18 protein-coding genes are annotated in these 23,294 nt (G+C 41.9%); 7 read left to right on the top strand and 11 right to left on the bottom strand.

The genetic code is table 11. The annotated features are described in order from the left end of the window. Positions 1–86: 86 nt before the first annotated feature. The 5 genes from ubiG to yfaE all read left to right on the top strand — a co-directional run bounded on the left by ubiG (position 87) and on the right by yfaE (position 5,622). Positions 87–797, top strand: a complete 711-nt coding sequence (ubiG, locus tag L1266_RS01695) for a bifunctional 2-polyprenyl-6-hydroxyphenol methylase/3-demethylubiquinol 3-O-methyltransferase UbiG (protein ID WP_235376685.1) — start codon at positions 87–89, stop codon at positions 795–797. After that, entirely contained in the window at positions 797–1,471 is a 675-nt protein-coding gene (locus L1266_RS01700; RefSeq protein ID WP_199529665.1) for an HAD family hydrolase, read from the top strand. The genes ubiG and L1266_RS01700 overlap by 1 nt, the downstream gene beginning before the upstream one ends. 392 nt (positions 1,472–1,863) lie before the next feature. Continuing rightward, complete coding sequence (gene nrdA / locus L1266_RS01705) at positions 1,864–4,149, top strand: class 1a ribonucleoside-diphosphate reductase subunit alpha (protein WP_054551357.1); 2,286 nt, start codon at positions 1,864–1,866, stop codon at positions 4,147–4,149. 70 nt (positions 4,150–4,219) lie between these two features. Continuing rightward, positions 4,220–5,350 (top strand): class Ia ribonucleoside-diphosphate reductase subunit beta, encoded by a 1,131-nt coding sequence (gene nrdB, locus L1266_RS01710; RefSeq protein WP_054551358.1) that lies wholly within the window; start codon positions 4,220–4,222, stop codon positions 5,348–5,350. Beyond that, complete coding sequence (yfaE, locus tag L1266_RS01715; protein WP_054551359.1) at positions 5,350–5,622, top strand: class I ribonucleotide reductase maintenance protein YfaE; 273 nt, start codon at positions 5,350–5,352, stop codon at positions 5,620–5,622. Before nrdB ends, yfaE begins: the two co-directional genes overlap by 1 nt. Here yfaE and L1266_RS01720 read toward each other — a convergent pair. Next, positions 5,619–6,146, bottom strand: a complete 528-nt coding sequence (locus L1266_RS01720; protein ID WP_054551360.1) for a YaeQ family protein — start codon at positions 6,144–6,146, stop codon at positions 5,619–5,621. The two genes, yfaE and L1266_RS01720, sit on opposite strands and share 4 nt — an antisense overlap. Before the next feature lie 165 nt (positions 6,147–6,311). Here L1266_RS01720 and L1266_RS01725 point away from each other — a divergent pair, with 165 nt between their 5' ends. After that, positions 6,312–8,726 (top strand): TonB-dependent receptor, encoded by a 2,415-nt coding sequence (locus tag L1266_RS01725; protein WP_235376995.1) that lies wholly within the window; start codon positions 6,312–6,314, stop codon positions 8,724–8,726. 84 nt (positions 8,727–8,810) lie between these two features. Here the strand turns inward: L1266_RS01725 and glnS are convergent, their stop codons facing one another. Then, the gene (glnS, locus tag L1266_RS01730) at positions 8,811–10,478 is read right to left on the bottom strand and encodes a glutamine--tRNA ligase (RefSeq protein WP_235376687.1); all 1,668 of its coding nucleotides are present in this window, start codon (positions 10,476–10,478) and stop codon (positions 8,811–8,813) included. Positions 10,479–10,706: 228 nt separating this feature from the next. On the opposite strand from glnS, the gene L1266_RS01735 reads away from it, so the two are divergent. After that, positions 10,707–11,777, top strand: a complete 1,071-nt coding sequence (locus L1266_RS01735) for a DUF3083 family protein (RefSeq protein WP_166340237.1) — start codon at positions 10,707–10,709, stop codon at positions 11,775–11,777. 23 nt (positions 11,778–11,800) lie between these two features. On the opposite strand, the gene argA is transcribed toward L1266_RS01735, so the two are convergent. From argA to sdhC, 9 genes are all read right to left on the bottom strand, one after another. Next, positions 11,801–13,141, bottom strand: a complete 1,341-nt coding sequence (gene argA / locus L1266_RS01740) for an amino-acid N-acetyltransferase (protein ID WP_235376689.1) — start codon at positions 13,139–13,141, stop codon at positions 11,801–11,803. Between the two features lie 194 nt (positions 13,142–13,335). Continuing rightward, entirely contained in the window at positions 13,336–14,208 is an 873-nt protein-coding gene (gene sucD / locus L1266_RS01745; RefSeq protein ID WP_054551365.1) for a succinate--CoA ligase subunit alpha, read from the bottom strand. Further along, positions 14,208–15,374, bottom strand: coding sequence for an ADP-forming succinate--CoA ligase subunit beta (sucC, locus tag L1266_RS01750; protein WP_054551366.1), 1,167 nt, complete (start codon positions 15,372–15,374; stop codon positions 14,208–14,210). Before sucC ends, sucD begins: the two co-directional genes overlap by 1 nt. A 177-nt stretch (positions 15,375–15,551) precedes the next feature. Next, positions 15,552–17,051 (bottom strand): 2-oxoglutarate dehydrogenase complex dihydrolipoyllysine-residue succinyltransferase, encoded by a 1,500-nt coding sequence (odhB, locus tag L1266_RS01755; protein WP_166340241.1) that lies wholly within the window; start codon positions 17,049–17,051, stop codon positions 15,552–15,554. 3 nt (positions 17,052–17,054) lie between these two features. Continuing rightward, a complete protein-coding gene (locus L1266_RS01760; RefSeq protein WP_138600672.1) occupies positions 17,055–19,874 on the bottom strand; it encodes a 2-oxoglutarate dehydrogenase E1 component in 2,820 nt (939 codons plus the stop codon). 84 nt (positions 19,875–19,958) lie between these two features. Further along, entirely contained in the window at positions 19,959–20,675 is a 717-nt protein-coding gene (locus tag L1266_RS01765) for a succinate dehydrogenase iron-sulfur subunit (protein ID WP_054551369.1), read from the bottom strand. 10 nt (positions 20,676–20,685) lie between these two features. Then, the gene (gene sdhA, locus L1266_RS01770; protein WP_054551370.1) at positions 20,686–22,458 is read right to left on the bottom strand and encodes a succinate dehydrogenase flavoprotein subunit; all 1,773 of its coding nucleotides are present in this window, start codon (positions 22,456–22,458) and stop codon (positions 20,686–20,688) included. Next, positions 22,459–22,806, bottom strand: a complete 348-nt coding sequence (gene sdhD / locus L1266_RS01775) for a succinate dehydrogenase, hydrophobic membrane anchor protein (protein ID WP_054551371.1) — start codon at positions 22,804–22,806, stop codon at positions 22,459–22,461. It lies immediately after the preceding gene. Then, positions 22,797–23,174, bottom strand: coding sequence for a succinate dehydrogenase, cytochrome b556 subunit (sdhC, locus tag L1266_RS01780; protein WP_082389167.1), 378 nt, complete (start codon positions 23,172–23,174; stop codon positions 22,797–22,799). Before sdhC ends, sdhD begins: the two co-directional genes overlap by 10 nt. Positions 23,175–23,294 lie beyond the last annotated feature (120 nt).

Genomic DNA, 23,294 nt, shown 5'->3' on the forward strand with positions numbered 1-23,294 from the left:
ATTTATTTAGATTTACAGGCGCTAAATCTTTGCGATTTATTAATTTCCCCCTATATAATGGCCTCAGATTAACGAGGAAGTTTTTTATGACCGAGCATCAAAATGTAGATAGTGCAGAAATTGCAAAGTTTGAAGCCATCGCAGAACGTTGGTGGGACCGCGACGGAGAGTTCAAACCCCTTCATGAAATAAATCCTCTACGTTTGGATTTTGTCGCTGATAAAGTAGGCGGCTTATTTGATAAGGAAACCTTAGATGTTGGCTGTGGTGGCGGCATCTTAAGTGAAAGTATGGCGCGTATGGGCGCTAAAGTAACCGGTATCGATATGGGCCAAGAGCCACTTACCGTTGCTAAGTTACATAGTTTAGAAACAGGCGTACCTGTTGATTATATAAAAGTACCTGCAGAGCAATTCGCTGCTGAGCACCCTGCTCGCTTTGATGTAGTGACTTGTATGGAAATGCTTGAGCATGTTCCAGACCCTGCTTCTATTATTCGTGCTGTAGCAGACCTTGCTAAACCGGGCGCTGATGTGTTCTTTTCAACATTAAATAAAACACCAAAAGCCTACTTGTTTGCTATTGTCGGTGCTGAAAAGCTTTTAAAAATGGTGCCTGAAGGTACGCATGACCATAAAAAGTTTATCAAACCTGCGCAGCTTATTGCATGGGCAGAAGAAGCAGGATTAAAAGTACGCGCCAGTACCGGTCTTCACTATAACCCGTTTTCTAAGCAGTACAGCTTAAATGATGATGTAAGTGTTAATTACATCCTGCACTTTGAGAAACTAGCCTAATGAGTGGTGTGCAAACACCCTCTATCGATTTTGATGCGTTTATCTTTGATTTAGATGGCACACTACTCGATACCGCGGATGACTTAGGTGGTGCATTAAACCGCGTGTTAGCAGACGCCAATGTGGCGCCTGTTGCTGAGCATGTTTATCGCCCTGCTGCGTCTAACGGTGCAAAAGCATTATTAGAAGTAGGGTTTGGGGATAAATGGCCCGAACTTGAACAACTCGCCTTGCGCCAGCAGCTTCTTGACTATTACGCCGAAGATATTGCTGTGCACAGTAAATGCTTCAACGGCATCGAACAGCTTTTAATTGCACTTGAGCAAAACAATATTAAGTGGGGCATTATGACTAATAAGCCCGGCTTTTTAACTGAGCCCTTAGTGCAGGCTATTCCCTCCTTGCGTGATGCGAAGGCAGTTGTGAGTGGCGATACATTAGCTGTGTCAAAACCATCACCGGATCCACTATTACACACTGCTGAGATCTTAGATGTTGATCCGAGCCGTTGTTTATACATCGGTGATGCTGAACGTGATATTCAAGCTGCAAAAGCGGCCAATATGTACAGCGCAACAGCGTTATGGGGTTATATACCCAGTATAGACGCTGCACTTGGCTGGCAAGCGGATTTCAATTGGCAAACGCCGATTGATGGTTTAAACCATATATAGTGTTATTTGATAATTGAAACACCATATATTGTGATTTGATTTACTTTTGAGCATTCATTGATGATAAAAAAATCAGTCAAAATTTATTTTTCAAAACGGTAAATTTTCTGGATCTTTTGTTGATTTCTACAAATTTCGTCGTCTATGAATGTTCAAAGGTTAATGGTTACTAACACAATGCGCTTATCCAATAGTTATCCACAAATTGGGGCAATTCTATCCCTTGCAAAACAACTCAGACCACACTATCTTGTGATCTGCAATTTAAACAACACCAGATATTGTGGCTAAATGTTATTCAATTAGTTTATCTTGGTGTTGAATAATAATAATTACATTAAAGAATACCTTTGTCTTACAACTAAAATTTCCCAAGGAATACAGGCAAAACTATGAACCAACAGCTATCTGTAAGCAAACGTGACGGCCGTAAAGAGTCACTTGATCTAGATAAGATCCATCGCGTGATCGCTTGGGCCGCAGAAGGTCTAGAGAATGTGTCTGTCTCACAAGTTGAATTAAAATCACACATTCAATTTTATGACGGCATTCGTACCGATGACATTCATGAAACAATCATCAAAGCTGCAGCTGATCAGATCTCTAAAGATACGCCTGATTACCAATACCTCGCTGCTCGCTTAGCTGTATTCCATTTACGTAAAAAAGCATATGGTCAATTTGAGCCGCCGCGCTTATACGATCACATCACCAAATTAGTTGAAGACAAGCGTTATGATCAACACCTACTTGTTGATTATACCGAGCAAGAAATTGACGAGTTAGATGCTTACATTGATCACAACCGTGACTTAAACTTCAGCTACGCTGCTGTAAAGCAACTTGAAGGTAAGTATTTAGTTCAAAACCGTGTTACTGGTGAAATCTACGAAAGTGCACAGTTTTTATATATCTTAGTTGCTGCAAGCTTATTCTCTGATTATCCAAAAGAGACACGCCTTGATTACATCAAGCGTTTTTATGATGCAGTATCTACATTCAAAATTTCATTACCGACACCTATCATGGCAGGTGTACGTACCCCTACACGTCAGTTCAGCTCATGTGTACTTATTGAATGTGGTGATAGCCTAGATTCTATTAATGCAACATCGTCTGCGATTGTTAAATATGTTTCGCAACGTGCAGGTATTGGTATTAATGCCGGTCGCATCCGTGCCCTTGGTAGCCCTATTCGTAACGGCGAAGCGTACCATACAGGTTGTATTCCGTTTTATAAGCACTTCCAAACAGCGGTTAAGAGTTGTTCACAAGGTGGTGTTCGTGGCGGCGCAGCAACGTTGTTCTACCCACTTTGGCACTTAGAAGTTGAAAACCTACTTGTTCTTAAGAACAACCGTGGTGTTGATGATAACCGTGTACGTCACCTTGACTACGGTGTGCAGTTCAACAAATTAATGTATAGCCGTTTAATCAAAGACGATTACATCACATTATTTAGCCCATCAGATGTACCGGGTCTATACGATGCATTCTTTGAAGATCAAGCGAAGTTTGATGAGCTATACATCAAATACGAGCAAGACGAGTCAATTCGTAAAAAACGTATTAAGGCGATTGAGTTATTCTCAATGTTTGCACAAGAGCGTGCCAGCACAGGTCGTATCTACTTACAAAACGTTGACCACTGTAATACGCACAGCCCATTCATCTCGACTGTGGCACCAATTCGTCAATCTAACTTATGTTTAGAAATTGCATTACCAACTAAGCCACTTAGCAATGTAATGGATGAAGAAGGTGAAATTGCACTTTGTACGCTGTCGGCGTTTAACTTAGGTGCAATTGAGTCACTTGACGAATTAGAAGAGCTTGCTGAACTTGCAGTACGTGCCCTTGATAACTTACTTGATTTCCAAGACTACCCTGTTCCTGCGGCGAAAAACGCGACTATGGGTCGTCGCACGCTAGGTATTGGTGTTATTAACTACGCGTACTACTTAGCAAAAAATGGTAAGCGCTACTCAGATGGCAGTGCAAATGCCCTAACTCACAAGACATTTGAAGCAATTCAATATTATCTAATGAAAGCATCAAATGAGTTAGCGAAAGAACGTGGTGCGTGTCCTAAATTTAACGAGACAACGTATTCTCAAGGCATTATGCCAACAGATACTTACAAACGTGACCTAGATCAGTTCTGTGATGAGCCTCTTCACTTAGATTGGGATTCATTACGCGAGAGCATTAAAGAGCACGGTATGCGTAACTCAACGCTATCTGCCCTTATGCCTTCAGAGACATCATCGCAAATCTCTAACGCGACAAATGGTATCGAGCCACCACGTGGTCATATCAGCGTTAAAGCAAGTAAAGATGGTATCTTAAAGCAAGTAGTGCCAGATTATGAGAATCTGAAAGATAACTACGAGCTACTGTGGGATATTCCTTCAAACGATGGTTACCTACAACTGGTTGGTATTATGCAAAAATTCGTTGACCAAACGATCTCTGCAAACACTAACTATGATCCATCTAAGTACGAAGGCGGTAAAGTACCTATGAAGGTGCTATTAAAAGACCTACTGACTGCGTATAAACTTGGTGTTAAAACCCTGTACTATCACAACACACGTGATGGTGCATCAGACTCTCAAGATGAGTTAACACCAGAGGTAGAAGATGACGGTTGTGCAGGCGGCGCTTGTAAAATCTAATTAAATTAATAACATAACAAAAGCGGGCTCATTAGCCCGCTTTGTCCTGACTGTTTTTTGAGAAATCACTATGTCATATACAACTTTTAGCCGAAATCATAATAACCAATTACAAGAACCGATGTTTTTCGGCCAAACGGTAAACGTGTCACGTTACGACCAACAAAAGTACCCTATCTTCGAAAAGCTAATCGAAAAGCAACTTTCGTTCTTTTGGCGTCCTGAAGAAGTTGATGTAAGTAAAGACCGTCTTGACTTCCAAGCGTTACCAGAACACGAAAAGCACATATTTTTAAGTAACTTAAAATATCAAACGCTTCTTGATAGTGTACAAGGCCGTTCACCTAACGTTGCGTTATTACCAATTGTGTCTATTCCTGAGTTAGAAACTTGGATTGAAACATGGGCGTTTAGTGAAACCATTCACAGCCGTTCATACACGCACATTATTCGTAACGTTACGCAATCTCCTGAACTTATCTTTGATGATATCGTAAGCAACGAAAAAATCAGTGAGCGTGCTGATGCGGTAACTAAGTACTACGATGATTTAATTAACATGATTTCTGTTTACAACCTATATGGTGAAGGTAAACATGTGATCAACGGTGAAGAAGTTAAAGTCAGCTTGTTTGACCTTAAAAAGCAACTTTACCTTGCAATGATGTCGGTTAACATCTTAGAAGCGATTCGTTTCTATGTAAGTTTTGCTTGTTCATTTGCTTTCGCTGAGCGTGAGTTGATGGAAGGTAATGCAAAAATCATCAAGCTAATCGCCCGTGATGAAGCGCTACACTTATCTGGCACACAGCACATCTTGAACATTATGCAAGAAGGTAAAGACGACCCAGAAATGGCAATCGTTGCAGCACAATGTCGTGAAGAAGCAATTCAGATGTTTGTTGAAGCAGCAGAACAAGAAAAAGATTGGGCAGAATACCTGTTCAAGGATGGTTCTATGATTGGTCTTAACAAAGATATCTTATGCCAATACGTTGAATACATAACTAATGCACGTATGACTGCGGTAGGCCTACCAGCACAGTTCGAAAGTAAGAGTAACCCGATTCCGTGGATCAACTCTTGGTTAGTATCTGACAACGTTCAAGTTGCGCCACAAGAAGCTGAAATCAGCTCTTACCTTGTTGGTCAAATTGACTCTCAAGTTGACGCATCTGACTTTGGTGACTTCGACCTGTAATGAGCTCAAACACCACTGCAGAGGTTATCCTTGCAGGAACAGACAGCCAGAATCTTGAATTTGATTCTGGCTGTTCATCTCTCCTTGAATGCCTAGAACAACACAAAATAGATGTCCCCTACCAATGCCGTGAAGGTTATTGTGGCGCATGCCGTGCAAAATTAGTCGAAGGTGATGTGAGCTACAATCAAGAACCGCTTGCTTTTGTCAGAACTGGTGAAGTATTGCTGTGTTGTAGTAAACCCAATGGCAAGGTAAAAATTGAGCTTTAATGCCAAATAAGCTTACTCGTTTGGTAGAAATTTTCTTTATCTGACACACTCACCATTTGCTGATCAATCGTAACATCCCACTGCAGATTTTTAGTTAGATGACTCGCTAATTCCTCAATAAAGCTGTTATCAAACGCAATTAAATGACCATTATTAATAAGTTCCAACTGGTGTTCATTTTCTTTAAGCCAGTCGTTGTTTAAGGTTGTCACGACCCACAGTTCATCAACCCGCTTCGCGATTTTATTAAGCTGCACAATATCCGGTTGGTCAACAGCAAGCCATGTTTGATAGTGGTCATCAAGCGCTTTTATTGACACATCCGGTTCAGCATGACTGAACCTTGCATTCAATATGGCTGTTTCGTTGTGTGAAAATAAGCAATAACTTAAAAGCTTGAGTACAAAGTGTTGATAGCTTTCACGACGGTCACAAGCAGTGGTAAACACCTCTTTGTGATTACGATGCTCTCTTAAATCAGCAATAGTAAAATTTGCTTTGAATACCCTATTTTTATCAGACATAAGATTCAGCCATCTCAGTGTAACAGTCTAAGTATAGTGTATGGTGATAAAATCGCGACTTAGGGTTAAGGTATAGGTAAAGTTATAGTATAACGTTATTGCGATTAATATTTTCAGCGTTATAATATAACGCAACACTCAACAACAAACTTAGAAGTAGTAATGATGAAACAAGTTTCAATTCTTTCTAGTGCTGTTGCCGCTGCGCTGTTTTCTCAATCAACAATGGCTGCTGTGATCACAGGTCAAGTATTAGATAAAAACCAACAACCTATCAGCAATGCTGAAATACATGTACACGGCAAATCACAAAGCGTTGTGACTGACAAACAAGGTCAGTTTAAAATTGATGTAGACAATAAAGGCCAGCTTCACATCAGTAAAAACAATTTCATCGATAAGCGTATTGCTATTAATGGCGAAGACCAAAATGTTGTGGTTACGCTTACACCAACCTCAGTTGAAACGGTTGTTGTTTATGCATCAGCGCTTCATAAAAATAGTCTTGAAATGATTTCGCCTGTGAATGTTTTAGCCGGTGATGAGTTAAAAGACAAAGCAAAACCGACATTAGGCGAAACACTAAAAGGTTTACCGGGCGTTAATGCTAGCTACTTTGGCCCAGTTTCATCAAGCCCAATTATTCGTGGTTTAGATGGTCCGCGTGTGAAGATCACCCAAAATGGCCTTGATAGCAGTGATGCATCTCGTATAGGCCCTGACCACGCAACATCAAATGACAGCCTAGCAGCAGAGCAAATCGAAGTACTTCGCGGCCCTGCTACTCTACTTTATGGCTCTGGCGCTATCGGTGGTGTGGTGAACGTTGTTGATAACCGTATTCCTACCGATAACATCGAGTCTTTAACCGGTGCTGCTCAATATACACACGATACAGTATCTAATACCAACACCTATGCTGCAAAACTTGAAACCGGTAACGATGGTTTCAACTTCCATTTTGACGGTACTAAGCGCAAAGGTCACGATTACGACACACCGAACTTTGAGCTTCCTGAGGAACATGAAGAGCATGAAGGTGAAGAACATGAAGAACATAAAGAACACGAAACAGCTAACAGCGTAGAAAACACCTTTATTGATAGCCAAACAGTTAACTTTGGTACTAGTTACGTGGGCGATCATCTAACGCTAGGTGTGTCATACGGCCGCATCGAAACAGATTATGGTATTCCTGCTCATGAGCATCATCATCATGAAGAAGAGGAAGATCATGACGAACATGAAGGTGAAGAAGAGCACGAAGAATCAGTATTTGCACAGCTAGAGCAAGATCGCTGGCAAGGCTACATGAGCTATGCACTTCATGATAACTGGATTGAAAATATCTCACTACGCGTTGGCTACACAGACTACAAACACGCTGAAATCGAAGATGGTGCAGTGGGCACCGTGTTTACAAACAAAACAACCGAAGCACGTGCAACCGTTGAGCACAAGTTAGGCCTTTGGCACGGTATGGCTGGTTATCACTACACTGAGTCTGACTATGATGCAGATGGTGAAGAAGCCTTTACGCCAGCAAGTGTCACTAAAACAAACGCGTTATTCGTTCTTGAAGAGCGCCAGTTTGGTGATGTGACCATTGAGCTAGGTGCACGCCTTGAAGATTATCAAATCGATTCTGCTGTAAGCATGGCTGAGCATCATCATGATCACGATCATGAAGAGGAAGAAGAGCACCATGACGAAGAAGAAGCTGAAATAATTAACTACAGTGAAGATTTCACAAATCTAAGCTTATCTGCAGGTGCAATTTGGCAATATCAAGAAGGCCAAAGTGTTGCTCTGAGTGTATCACGTTCAGAACGTGCGCCGCTAAGTGCTGAATTACTTTCAAACGGTATTCATATCGCAACAGGTACTTATGAGCTAGGCCTTGGTTATCATATTGAAGATGGCGAAATTCATTTTGAGCCAGAAGATATCAAGCAAGAAACTGCAACTAACTTTGATTTAAGTTTCCGTCGTTTTATTGGTGACTTTGGTTACACAGTTAACTTCTTCTATAACGACATTGAAAACTACTACTACCAGCAAAATACCGGTTTAGTTTTTGATGAAGAGCATGGCTTAGAATCAGCAGCTGATGCAGATGAAGATGCAATGGCGGTTTACCAATTCACAAGTAAAGATGCGAAATTATACGGTATTGAATTTGACGTACATTATCAAGTGACGCCAAGTGCGTTAGTTAAAGTGTTTGGTGATTCAACAACGGCTAAGCTAAAAGATGATGAAGGTTACTTACCTCGTATTCCGGCTAATAAACTGGGTTCTGAATTACAGTACACAGTGTCTGATTGGAAGTTTAGCCTAACCGGTACTCATTATTTTGAGCAGTCTGACATTACTGCTTACGAGACAAAAACTGACGGTTATACCCTATTTGATGCATCAGCTAACTACCAACTTGACTTAGGTCCTGTTGATACACAGCTTTATATTAATGTTGACAACTTAACCGATGAACTTGGTTTCGTACACAGCTCATTCATTAAAGAAAAAGCACCACTACCTGGTCGTAACTTCAGCTTAGGTATTCGCGGTTATTTCTAATCGCTTTTAATAGATATAAAAAACCCTTTCACTTTAAAAGTGAAAGGGTTTTTTATTAAGCTTAGAAACTTAGTAGATTAGGTATTAGCCCTTTTGTTCAATCTTCGCCCATGAATCACGAAGACCCACAGTTTGATTGAATACTAAGGTTTCTGCTTTGCTATCACGACAGAAGTAACCTGTACGCTCAAACTGGAAGCCCTGCTCTGCTTGTGCATTTGCAAGTGACGGCTCAACTTTCGCATTTTCAAGAACCACAAGTGATTCAGGGTTTAGTGTTGCGTTAAAGTCTTCTGCTGCCGCTGGGTTTGGTACGTTAAATAAACGGTCGTATAAACGAACTTCAGCTGTGATAGATTCACTCGCTGATACCCAGTGAATTACACCTTTAACCTTACGGCCATCACTTGGGTTTTTACCCAAAGTTTCAGGATCGTAAGAGCAGAAGATAGTCGTAATTTCGCCGTTTTCGTCTTTTTCAACGCGCTCAGCTTTAATTACATAAGCACCACGTAAACGTACTTCTTTATCAAGAACTAAACGCTTAAACTTATTGTTTGCTTCTTCACGGAAGTCTTCACGCTCGATATAAAGTTCACGAGTGAAAGGTACGTCACGGCGACCCATCTCTTCTTTATTCGGGTGATTTGCTACAGACAATGTTTCTACTTTATCTGCGTCATAGTTTTCGATAACAATCTTCACCGGATCAAGAACAGCCATTGCACGAGGTGCATGTTCATTTAGGTCTTCACGGATACAAGCTTCTAGCATGCCCATTTCAACCATGTTTTCTTGTTTAGTGATACCGATACGAGAACAGAACTCACGCACTGATGCAGGTGTATAACCACGACGACGTAGACCAGCAATCGTTGGCATACGTGGGTCGTCCCAGCCTTCAACATGACCATTTACCACTAAGTCGTTTAATTTACGCTTAGACATAATGGTGTACTCAAGATTTAATCGTGAGAACTCGATTTGTTGCGGATGACACTCAAGGCTGATGTTATCTAGTACCCAATCGTATAAACGACGGTTATCCTGGAACTCAAGCGTACATAATGAATGTGTAATACCTTCTAGCGCATCTGAAATACAGTGCGTGAAGTCGTACATTGGGTAAATGCACCACTTGTCGCCGGTTTGGTGGTGATGAGCAAAACGTACACGGTATAAAATTGGATCACGCAATACCATGAATGAGCTTGCCATATCGATTTTAGCACGCAGTACACATTCGCCTTCTTTGAACTCGCCATTACGCATTTTTTCAAATAGCGCTAGGTTTTCTTCAACTGGCGTATCACGGTATGGGCTGTTTTTACCCGGCTCTTTTAAAGTACCACGGTATTCACGGGCTTGATCTGGCGATAAGAAACACACATATGCTAGGCCTTTTTCGATAAGCTCAACAGCATAGCCATATAGCGCATCGAAATAGTTAGATGAATACTTAATTTCACCATCCCACTGGAAACCTAACCACTGCACATCTTCTTTAATCGAATTTACGTAGTTGATGTCTTCTTTTTCTGGATTCGTATCATCAAAACGTAAGTTACAAAGACCTTGATAATCTTGGGCGATACCAAAATTCAAACAAATAGACTTTGCATGACCAATGTGTAAAAAACCGTTTGGTTCTGGTGGAAAACGCGTGTGTGTAGACGCATGCTTACCGCTTGCTAGATCTTCGTCGATACGCGTTCTAATAAAGTTACTTGGGCGATTCTCAATTTCCGCCATAGGAGCATAATCCTCTGAATATTGCATGGTGACAAAACTAATGCATTATTACAAAAACAAACTCTAACATACAGTGGTTGCATCATGTTTATTGAAGATATTACGTCGATTGTTGAATACATAGTTCACAGACTGGACAAAATCGGTAAAAAAATTGTTCTAACGCAATAAAATGATCATTGACTAGCGATATAGTGCCGTCAGTTTCACTACCAATAAGGAAAAAAGATGGCTTCGCTCAATCAACATCGAGTCTATATTCCAAGCTCAGCACGTGCAAACCAGTATGTGTTAGTTGAATTTAAACCTACTGATGAGTTTTTTGCCCAGTTCACCAACGTGAGCTGTGCTTATAAGCGTCTTGCAAGGGAGTTATTTGCACTATGTGATGAGTATGAATTACATAATGTACACTTAATCGCCAACGATAAACTGCCAGTGGTTCGTTACCATGATGAGGCATATAGCTTAGAAACCGCTAAGCAAATTTTGTTTTTCTATAACCCACAATACCATGAAGCACATAATGTATTTGCTGATGGTGAGCAAAAATGCAAAAAAATTCGTTTATTATTCTTAGCGACCGGTGAAGATATTCGCGCTCATGCGGCTAGTTTTCATCATAATGTGCAAAGAGTGATCAACTCACTACAAGAAAAGCTTCTAAGCGGCCAACCACCTCTTAAAATTCGTGACCACCAACACCTAACTTATGATTTATTTGCTAAAGCAAAAGGTCACAAAGAAAGCTATGGCTATAAATTACGTAGCTTATACCCACGTTACCAGTCTCGCCAATGTCATGTGCCAAATGAACACAGTGAGATGACATACGCTGGGTTTTCGATTCCAGTAACTCGTGCCATTAAAACGCAATTTCAGCATATGTTGAATGAAGAGAATTATACGCAGTTTTATCAATATATCTTTGATGCGTTCAAACGAGCATGTGATAAACGCGGCTTAACACTCGGTGCTTTTATCGCTAACGGTACCCGCCCTATTGTTCGTAATAGCAATATTGATAACGCACAAAGTAACAGCGAACTGCAAAAGCTAACCTTTGATTGCAGCTCTGAGCAAGTGCAATTACAACAGTACTGGGATGCTGATCAACTTGTAGATTCACTACATTTTGTGATTGCCGCAGCTGATAAAGACAAGCATGACATTGGTTATGGTAAGTTTATGAATCAAGTGCAAAGTGCGATAAATGAAGTTACTGACGAGCTGGCGTTTAATCCGACTCGCCAAGATTTACGTGTGCGTTTTTATCAGCACATTAACTATCAATATTAAGAGTATAAGCGGTGACGCATGCGTCACCGCTTATTACCTAGTTTAGTTAAATCTAGACGCAATACTTTAGAGCGGCGTTCATGATTATATAGCGCTTTTTTCTTCGCAGGTAGTTCATCAACTGTCACTATTTCAAAGCTTTGCTCTAAAAACCAGTGAATGCTGCGTGTGGTGAGAGCAAATAAATGCGAATAACCTGCACGTTTAGCCTTGTTAATAATAAACCTCAGTAGATAACTTCCGCGGTCGGCATCTCGGTACTGAGGGTGAACAGCCAAACTTGCGAACTCCCCAACTTGTTCATCAGCAAACGGATACAAAGCCGCACAGGCAATGATTAGCCCATCACGCTCAATAACCGTAAATTGTTCAATTTCGATTTCTAGCTGTTCACGAGAACGGCGCACTAAATAGCCTTGTTGTTCAAGGGGTCTAATAAGGTTAATGATTCCGGTAATATCAGCAATACTGGCACTTCGTAATTGCTCAGAGCTTTGTGGTGCGATTTGTGTACCAATACCATCTAAAGAGAACAGCTCTTGTAATAAGGCGCCATCTTCTTTGTAACTAACAAGATGGCAACGATGTACACCACCTCGACAAGCATCAATTGCAGCTTGTAAGAAAACAGTGGCGCTGACACATGAGTCAGGTTGCTTACGATAGCTTGCTAGTAGCTGCTCAGCTTCATTTGGCATTAGCTCTGCAATTGCTTCACCATTTTCATCCAAAATACCGGCTTCTTTACAAAAGCCAAGCATTTTATCGGCGCGTAGTTTGAGAGCTACTTGCGTAGCAATTTCTTCAGCTGTTAAGTTAAAGCTTTCACCTGTAACAGACGCCGCTATTGGCCCAAGCAGCACAATTCCGTTGTTATCTAACTGGTGGCGAATACCCGCAACATCGATACGTCTCACTCTACCTGAATGATGATAGTCAACACCTTCATCAACACCTAAAGGCTGAGCAATAACAAAATTACCACTCACCACATTTAAAAATGAGCCAGACATAGGTGTACTACTTAAAGACGTAGATAAACGCGCGGTTATATCGAACTGCATTGCACCCGCAACTTTTTTAATTACATCAAATGTTGCGTTATCAGTTACCCGTATCACATTATGAAACTGACTAGTTATGCCAACTTGTTCAAGCGCTGCGTTAAACTGTGGGCGAGCACCAAACACTAAAACAATCTTAATACCAAGACTAGTTAATAACGCGACATCGTTGATGATGCTGCGACAACCAGACTGATCGATCGCCTCTCCGCCAAGCATAACAACGAATGTTTTACCGCGGTGAGCATTAACGTATGGAGTTGACTGGCGAAATCCATCTACCAATTCTGTGGTACGCACGTAATATTTACCTTATTAAAGTCGAATGTTTTAATAAAAACAGATATACAAGCCACAAGTGTAGAGAATTTATATTCACAAATAAAGCATTATTATTCTTAATTTATAGGTGGAATTTTCGTGCGAGTTATAAGAAAGGGATAAATACAAAAAAGGCCCGCATAAGCGAGCCTTTTTTAAGAGATTAGAACTGATTACCAGCCTGTTTTCTCTTTAAGTGCATTACCGATATCAGCTAATGAACGTACAGTTTTTACGCCAGCAGCTTCTAATGCAGCAAATTTCTCATCAGCAGTACCTTTACCACCTGCGATGATTGCACCAGCGTGACCCATACGCTTACCTGCAGGTGCAGTAACACCAGCAATGTAAGAAACAACAGGTTTAGTCACGTTGTGCTTGATGTATTCTGCAGCTTCTTCTTCTGCAGTACCACCGATTTCACCGATCATAACGATAGCTTCAGTTTGCTCGTCTTTTTCGAACATTTCTAAAACGTCGATGAAGTTAGTGCCAGGGATTGGGTCACCACCGATACCAACACATGTTGATTGGCCGAAACCAGCGTCAGTAGTTTGCTTAACCGCTTCATAAGTAAGAGTACCAGAACGTGATACGATACCTACTTTACCAGGCTTGTGGATGTGACCAGGCATGATACCGATCTTAGTTTCACCCGGAGTGATAACACCTGGGCAGTTAGGACCGATCATACGAACACCAGTTTCATCAAGCTTAACTTTAACGTCAACCATGTCTAGTGTTGGGATACCTTCAGTGATACAAACGATTAGCTCGATGCCAGCATCGATAGCTTCTAAGATTGCATCTTTACAGAAAGGTGCTGGTACATAGATAACTGATGCAGTTGCGCCAGTTGCTTCAACAGCGTCACGTACTGTGTTGAATACTGGAAGACCAAGGTGCGTTTGACCGCCTTTACCTGGGCTTACACCACCAACCATTTGCGTACCGTACTCAAGCGCTTGCTCAGAGTGGAAAGTACCTTGGCCACCTGTGAAACCTTGACAGATAACTTTTGTATCTTTATTGATTAATACAGACATTATTTGCCCTCCGCAGCAGCAACAACTTTTTCAGCTGCGTCTGTTAGTGATTCAGCAGCGATGATGTTAAGGTCAGAACTAGCTAGTACTTCACGACCAAGTTCAGCGTTAGTACCTTCTAAACGTACTACTACAGGAACATTTACACCTACTTCTTTAACTGCACCGATGATACCTTCTGCGATCATGTCACAACGAACGATACCACCAAAGATGTTAACTAAAACAGCTTTAACGTTGTCGTCAGATAAGATGATCTTGAATGCTTCAGATACACGCTCTTTAGTTGCGCCGCCACCAACATCTAGGAAGTTAGCTGGCTTGCCACCGTGTAGGTTTACGATGTCCATAGTACCCATCGCTAGGCCTGCACCGTTAACCATACAACCAACGTTACCGTCTAGTGCAACGTAGTTAAGCTCGAAGCTTGCAGCGTGAGCTTCACGCGCGTCTTCTTGTGAAGGATCGTGCATTTCACGGATTTTAGGTTGACGGTAAAGCGCGTTACCATCTACACCGATTTTACCGTCTAGACAGTGAAGGTTACCTTCGTCTGTGATTACTAGCGGGTTGATTTCTAATAATGCGAAATCGAAATCGTTGAACATGTTTGCAAGACCCATGAAGATCTTAACGAACTGTTTCATTTGAGTAGGGTTTAAACCTAGTTTGAAACCTAATTCACGAGCTTGGTAAGCTTGAGGACCAACTAATGGATCGATCTCAGCTTTGTGAATTAATTCTGGAGTTTCTTCTGCAACTTGCTCGATTTCAACACCACCTTCAGTAGATGCCATGAAAACAACTTTACGAGAAGCACGATCTACTACAGCGCCAAGGTATAATTCGTTAGCGATGTCAGTGCAGCTTTCAACAAGGATTTTAGCTACTGGCTGACCATTTTCGTCTGTTTGGTAAGTAACTAAGTTTTTACCTAACCAGTTCGCAGCGAACTCTTTAACTTCGTCGATTGTTTTAACTAGCTTAACACCGCCAGCTTTACCACGGCCACCTGCGTGAACCTGTGTTTTAACAACCCACATATCACCGCCGATTTTCTCAGCAGCTGCTGCAGCTTCTTCAGGTGTATCGCAAGCGAAACCTTGAGAAACTGGTAAACCATATTCGGCAAAAAGTTGTTTTGCCTGATACTCATGCAAATTCATGATGCTTTATCCAATTTTTTATACTAAAAGAGCTGAATATTTATGCAAAATAAACAGCTATCCCAAATTGCGCACTTAGTATAAATCCCAAGGCTCCACATGAAAACCCCAGTTAGACCAAAGGCGCAAAAAAAAAGCTGTGAACGAGGTTCACAGCTTAGTTTTCATACAACCAGATTAAACATCTAGTAGTAAACGAGTCGGATCTTCAAGTAACTCTTTAATTGTTACTAAGAAACCTACTGATTCTTTACCATCGATTTGGCGGTGATCATAAGATAACGCTAAGTACATCATTGGTAAGATTTCAACTTTACCATTTACAGCCATAGGACGCTCTTGGATTTTGTGCATACCTAAGATTGAAGACTGTGGTAAGTTGATGATTGGTGTAGATAGTAATGAACCGAATACACCACCGTTAGTGATAGTGAAGTTACCACCTGTCATATCATCAATTGATAATTTACCGTCACGACCTTTAAGCGCTAGCTCACGGATACCTTTTTCGATTTCAGCAACTGATAGCTTGTCACAGTCTTTAAGTACTGGTGTAACAAGACCACGTGGTGTAGAAACCGCGATGCTGATGTCGAAGTAGTTGTGATAAACAATGTCATCACCGTCGATAGACGCATTTACTTCAGGGAAACGCTTAAGTGCTTCAGTTACTGCTTTCACGTAGAAAGACATGAAACCTAAACGGATACCGTGACGCTTTTCGAAAACTTCTTGGTACTGCTTACGAAGATCCATGATTGGCTTCATGTTAACTTCGTTGAAAGTCGTTAACATTGCAGTTGAGTTTTTCGCTTCAAGAAGACGATTAGCGATTGTTTTACGTAAACGAGTCATAGGAACACGTTTTTGCGTACGGTCACCCATAGGTGCTGCTGGCGCTGCTGCTTCTGCTTTAGGCGCTGCTGCAGGTGCTTTTAAGAATGTATCTACATCTTCTTTAGTTACACGGCCATTTTTGCCAGTACCTTTGATTTTTGATGCATCAAGACCTTTCTCAGCGATTAAACGACGAACTGACGGTGTTAATACGTCAGAGCTGTCATTTGATTCGCTTGCTGGTGCTGCTTCAGCTTTAGGAGCTGCTGCTGCCGGTGCTGCACCCGCTTTAACTGTACCAATTACTTGCTCACCAAGTACTGTTTCGCCTTCAGCGTGAATGTGCTCACCCATGATACCGTCTTCTTGAGCAACAACTTCAAGAACAACTTTATCAGTTTCGATGTCAACAAGGTTTTGGTCGCGTGTTACCGCTTCACCTGGTTGAACGTGCCAAGTAGCAATTGTCGCGTCTGCGACTGATTCTGGAAGTACAGGTACTTTAATGTCCACTTCTTTACCTTCTGATGCTGGTGCTGATTGCGCCGCTGGCGCGTCTTCTGATTTAGCTGGTGCAGAGTCGTCACTTGCTGGTGCAGCATCTGCATCACCAAGTAATGCAATTACTTGTTCGCCAAGTACCGTTGCACCTTCTTCTTGTGAAATTTCAGTGATTACACCGTCATTTGGTGCAACAACTTCTAAAACAACTTTATCTGTTTCGATATCTACTAAGTTTTGGTCGCGGCTTACTTTGTCGCCAACACTTACGTGCCATGTTGCAACAGTAGCATCAGCAACCGACTCAGGAAGTACAGGAACTTTAATTTCTGTGCTCATTGCTTATCCTTTCTTTTCAATAGTAAGCGCATCTGCAACGAGCGCTTGTTGTTCTTTATTATGCACTGACATGTAACCACACGCTGGTGATGCTGATGCTTTACGACCTGCGTAAGTTAATTTAGCACCGGCTGGGATTGCATCAACAAAGTGGTGTTGAGAACAATACCATGCACCTTGGTTTTGTGGCTCTTCTTGACACCAAACAAAATCTTTAACGTGTTGGTAACGCTGCATGATTGTATCCATCTCAGCGTGTGGGAATGGATATAATTGTTCTACACGAACAATAGCAATGTTATTTAATTCTTGCTTACGACGCTCTTGTAGTAGCTCGTAATAAACTTTACCGCTACAGAATACAACGCGTTCTACTTTATCTGCTGCAATATCATCAATTTCATCGATCATATTGTGGAACACACCTTCAGATAACTCTTCAAGTGAAGATGTTGCCAACGGGTGACGAAGTAGCGACTTAGGCGTCATAACAATCAATGGACGACGAAGTGGACGTACTGATTGACGACGAAGCATTGCATAAACTTGCGCTGGAGTTGAAGGAACACATACTTGCATATTGTGATCAGCACACAACTGTAAGAAACGCTCTAAACGTGCCGAGCTATGCTCAGGACCTTGACCTTCGTAGCCGTGTGGAAGTAAACATGTAAGACCACATAAACGACCCCACTTCTGCTCACCTGAACTTAAGAATTGGTCAAATACAACTTGTGCACCATTCGCGAAGTCACCAAACTGTGCTTCCCACATTACAAGCGACGTAGGTTCTGCTGTTGCGTAACCATATTCAAATGCAAGTACCGCTTCTTCAGAAAGAACTGAGTCATACACTTCAAATGCACCTTGCTTTTCGCTGATATTTTGCAGCGGCAAGTAGGTTGATGCATCTTTTTGGTTATGAACAACAGCATGACGGTGGAAGAATGTACCACGACCTGAATCTTGACCTGTTAAACGGATATCTGTACCCGCATCAACAAGCGTTGCATAAGCAAGTGTTTCAGCCATACCCCAATCAAGTGGTTTTTCACCTGTTGCCATTAGCTTACGGTCGTCGTAGATTTTCTTAACGCGCGACTGTGCTTTGTGGCTTTCTGGGAAGCTTGCTACTTTTTCGCCAAGCTCTTTTAACTTTTCAACCGATACTGTTGCATCGTACTCAACATCCCAATCGTGACCAACAAACTTAGCCCAATCAGAAGAGTGCGATGTCTCTAGTTGAATTTCTTCAACAACACAGTTGCCTTTGTCTAAACCGTTACGGTAATCATCAGCAAGTGCTTTTACTTCATTTTCTGAGAACGAACCTTCAGCAACTAATTGGTCTGCGTAAATTAGACGAGGTACTGGATGCTTTTTGATTTTTTGGTACATAAGTGGTTGAGTCGCGTTCGGCTCATCCGCTTCGTTATGACCATGACGGCGATAACATACTAAATCAATCACTACATCACGTTTAAACTGGTTTCTGAAATCAAGTGCGATTTGAGTAACAAATGCAACCGCTTCAGGATCGTCAGAGTTAACGTGGAAAATTGGTGCCTGAACCATTTTCGCAATATCAGTACAGTATGGTGTAGAACGTACATCAGACTGTTTAGACGTTGTGAAACCAACTTGGTTATTTACAACGATACGGATACTACCACCACAACTAAATGCATTAGTTTGCGATAAGTTAAATGTTTCTTGTACAACACCTTGACCTGCGATTGCAGAGTCACCGTGAATAGTAATTGGTAATGCTTTAATACCTGACTTATCACCTAGACGGTCTAAACGAGCACGTACCGACCCCATAACCACTGGGTTAACGATTTCTAAGTGAGACGGGTTAAATGCAAGTGCCATGTGCACGTTGCCACCCTTAGTTGCAAAGTCAGATGAATAACCCATGTGATATTTAACATCACCTGAGCCTAATGTGTCTTTGTGTTTACCAGCGAACTCATCGAATAATTCTGATGGGTTTTTACCTAAAACGTTCACTAGTACGTTCAAGCGACCGCGGTGAGCCATACCAATAACAGCTTCTTTTTGTCCGCTTTCACCTGCACGATGAATTAGTTCTTTAAGCATTGGTACTAACGCATCACCACCTTCAAGTGAGAAACGTTTTGCACCAGGGAACTTAGCCCCTAAATATTTTTCAAGACCATCTGCAGCTGTTAATCCTTTAAGGATACGTAGCTTTTCTTCTTTAGAGAACGTTGGACGTGATTGCACTGATTCTAAACGTTGTTGTAACCAACGCTTTTCTTCAGTTGAAGTGATGTGCATATACTCAGCACCAACCGACCCACAATAAGTCGTTTTGAGTGCTTGATATAGCTCACCTAATGGCATGGTTTCGCGACCGACAGCAAACGAACCCACATTGAATTCACGGTCAAAATCAGCTTCAGATAAATCGTGGTACTCTAATTCTAGATCACGAACACGTTCGCGTTGCCAAATACCTAATGGATCTAGGTTGGCATTTTGGTGACCACGGAAACGGAAAGCATTAATAAGTTGTAGCACCTTGACCTGTTTAGGATCACCAGAGCCACCCTCTGCTACCACTACTTCTCTATGCTTGTTTTTAGCAAGCTGTGCAAATTGTGAACGAACTTCTGAATGTTTAACGTCAACATCCACACCATCAACTTTTGGTAATTGTTCGAACACTTCTCGCCATTCTTCTGGCACAGAAGTCGCATCATCTAAGTACGCTTCATAAAGCTCTTCTACGTAAGCAACGTTACCGCCGTTTAAGTGAGAAGATTCTAGCCATGCCTTCATCACACCTTCGTGCATTTATAAGCCCTTTTCTTTAGCGCAGAAATTAATTGTTGTAAAAACAAGGTGGTTAATCACTTAACCACCTTACATATTCAAGCTTTAAACAGCGCGGTTTAAAAGCATTGATTTGATTTGTCCAATTGCTTTGGTCGGGTTAAGACCTTTTGGACACACGCTAACACAGTTCATGATACTGTGACAACGGAACACGCTGAACGCATCGTCAAGGTCAGCAAGACGCTCTTCAGTCGCTGTATCGCGGCTATCAGCCAAGAAACGATACGCATGAAGAAGGCCCGCAGGACCGATGAACTTGTCTGGATTCCACCAGAACGAAGGACACGATGTTGAACAACATGCACATAAGATACACTCATATAAGCCATCTAACTTATCACGTTCTTCGATTGACTGAAGACGCTCACCCGCCGCTGGCGTGTCGTTAATTAGGTAAGGCTTAACTTTTTCGTATTGAGTGTAGAACTGACTCATGTCAATAACAAGGTCACGTACCACAGGTAAACCTGGTAATGGGCGAATTACGATTTTACCTTTGCCACCTTTAAGTAGCGTTGATAAAGGCGTGATACACGCTAAACCATTTTTACCATTCATGTTGATACCGTCTGAACCACACACACCTTCACGGCATGAACGACGGAATGATAATGTTGGATCTTGCTCCTTCAATTGCATAAGGGCATCCAATACCATCATATCTTGGCCTTCTTGCGTTTCTAGCGAGAAGTCCTGCATACGTGGTGCATTATCAACATCTGGATTGTAACGATAAACCGAAAATTGTACTTGTGCCATCGTCTCGCTCCTAGTATGTACGTGCTTTAGGTGGGAAAGCTTCACGCAGTTTCGGCGCGTAGTTTACATCACGTTTGCTCATTTCTTCGCTCTTAGGATCGTAGATTGAGTGACATAACCAGTTTTCGTCATCACGATCTGGGAAGTCAAAACGAGAGTGTGCACCACGGCTTTCTGTACGGAAGTTTGCAGCTACTGCTGTTGAGTAAGCTGTTTCCATCAAGTTATCAAGCTCTAGACATTCGATACGTGCAGTGTTGAACTCAGTCGACTTGTCGTCAAGACGAGCGTACTGAAGACGTTCACGAATTTCTTTAAGCTCTTTAAGACCTGTTGCCATTGCATCACCTTCACGGAATACCGAGAAGTTAAGTTGCATACACATTTGTAGGTCTTTCTTGATTTGTACTGGGTCTTCACCTTGGCCAGCTTTAGAGCTTTCCCAACGGTTAAAGCGTGCAAGTGATGCTTCAAGGTCTGAATCAGACGCATCTTTACCTGCTTCAACACCGTTAAGGTACTTACCTAAGAAGTTACCAGCTGCGCGGCCGAATACAACTAAGTCAAGTAGTGAGTTACCACCTAGGCGGTTAGCACCGTGTACAGATACACATGCAATCTCACCAACAGCGAATAAACCTTCAACTACTTTCTCTTGGCCGTTCGCATCAATTTGTAATGCTTGACCATTTACGTTAGTTGGAACACCACCCATCATGTAGTGACATGTTGGGATAACTGGAATTGGCTCTTTAGCTGGATCAACGTGTGCGAATGTTTTCGCAAGGTCACATACGCCTGGAAGACGTAAGTTAAGTGTTTCTTCACCTAAGTGGTCAAGCTTAAGCTTGATGTGTGGACCATAAGGACCATCGCAACCACGACCTTCACGGATCTCAGTCATCATTGAACGAGCAACAACGTCACGAGATGCTAAGTCTTTTGCATTTGGGGCGTAACGTTCCATGAAGCGTTCGCCGTCTTTATTTAGAAGGTAACCACCTTCACCACGACAACCTTCAGTTACAAGTACACCGGCACCGGCGATACCTGTTGGGTGGAACTGCCACATTTCCATATCTTGCATTGCAACGCCAGCACGTGTAGCCATACCAACACCGTCACCAGTGTTGATGTGTGCATTCGTTGTCGATGCATAGATACGGCCTGCACCACCTGTTGCTAAAACAACAGCTTTTGATTTGAAGTAAACAACTTCACCAGACTCGATGTCGATTGCTGTACAACCAACAACGTGACCGTCGCTGTTTTTAACTAAATCTAGTGCGTACCACTCAGAGAATACGTTAGTTTTGTTTTTAACGTTCTGTTGGTATAAACAGTGTAATAGCGCGTGACCTGTACGGTCAGCTGCTGCTGCAGTACGTGCAGCCTGTTCACCACCAAAGTTTTTCGACTGGCCGCCGAAAGGACGTTGATAAACACGGCCATTTTCAAAACGAGAAAATGGTAAACCCATGTTTTCTAATTCAGTAATAGCTTCTGGGCCTGTTTTACACATATATTCGATAGCGTCTTGGTCACCGATAAAATCGGAACCTTTAACAGTATCGTACATGTGCCATTCCCAGTTATCTTCATGTGAGTTACCCAGCGCAACCGTAATACCACCCTGTGCAGACACAGTGTGAGAACGTGTAGGGAAAACTTTTGAGATAAGTGCACAGGTTTTGCCTGATTCAGTGATAGCTAGTGCTGCGCGCATACCCGCACCACCGGCACCAATCACTACAGCGTCAAATTCACGAACAGAATAATTCACTTAAACACCCCATAAAACGATTAGACCAATTGCTACGTAAGCAACAGCCATAAGGTTTAATACAAAGCCTAAAACAGCACGTAATTTAGCGCATTTAACATAGTCAGTAAGAACTTGCCAAAGGCCGATACGGGTGTGAACCATGATGCAAACTAGGGTAATTAAGGTAAACCCTTTCATTGCTAGGTTAGAGAATAGGCCTTGCCAGGCTTCGAAAGTGACTTCTGGCGTACATAAAAAATAGCCGATAATAAAAATCGCGTAAGCGCTGATTATTAATGCTGTTGCACGTAGTGATACGAAATCTTGTACACCATCACGTTTAAGAGTTGCTTGATTTAAAACCATATCCACACTCCTGCTAGAATTGCAGCTACAACACCTAAAGCTAATGCAACTTTAGCGCTGAAGTTACCTGATTCAAGTTCTTCCCAGTGACCCATGTCCATAATGATATGACGGATACCACCAATTAAGTGATACGCCAATACAGAAATGGTGCCCCATGCTATGAATTTGGCAATGAATCCGCTGAACAGACCCTTGACGAATTCAAAACCTTCTGCAGAAGAAAGAGACTCAGACCAAGCCCAAATGACAAACGTTAAAGCAAAAAATAATGCAACACCGGTGACGCGGTGTAAAATTGATGCTTTAGCCGTTGCCGGCATAGATATAGTTGTTAGATCTAGATTTACAGGTCTTTGCTTTTTCACAGTTACTTGCCCATCTTGCCCTTATCGGGCTCATCTACTTGTTTTTCTAAAACCCATCAAAATGAATTTCGATGGAACTATCTAAGTAAACCGTGTTGATACACAAAAAGTTCACACTTA

Source organism: Pseudoalteromonas sp. Cn5-37, assembly GCF_021532495.1.
Classification (GTDB): domain Bacteria; phylum Pseudomonadota; class Gammaproteobacteria; order Enterobacterales; family Alteromonadaceae; genus Pseudoalteromonas; species Pseudoalteromonas simplex.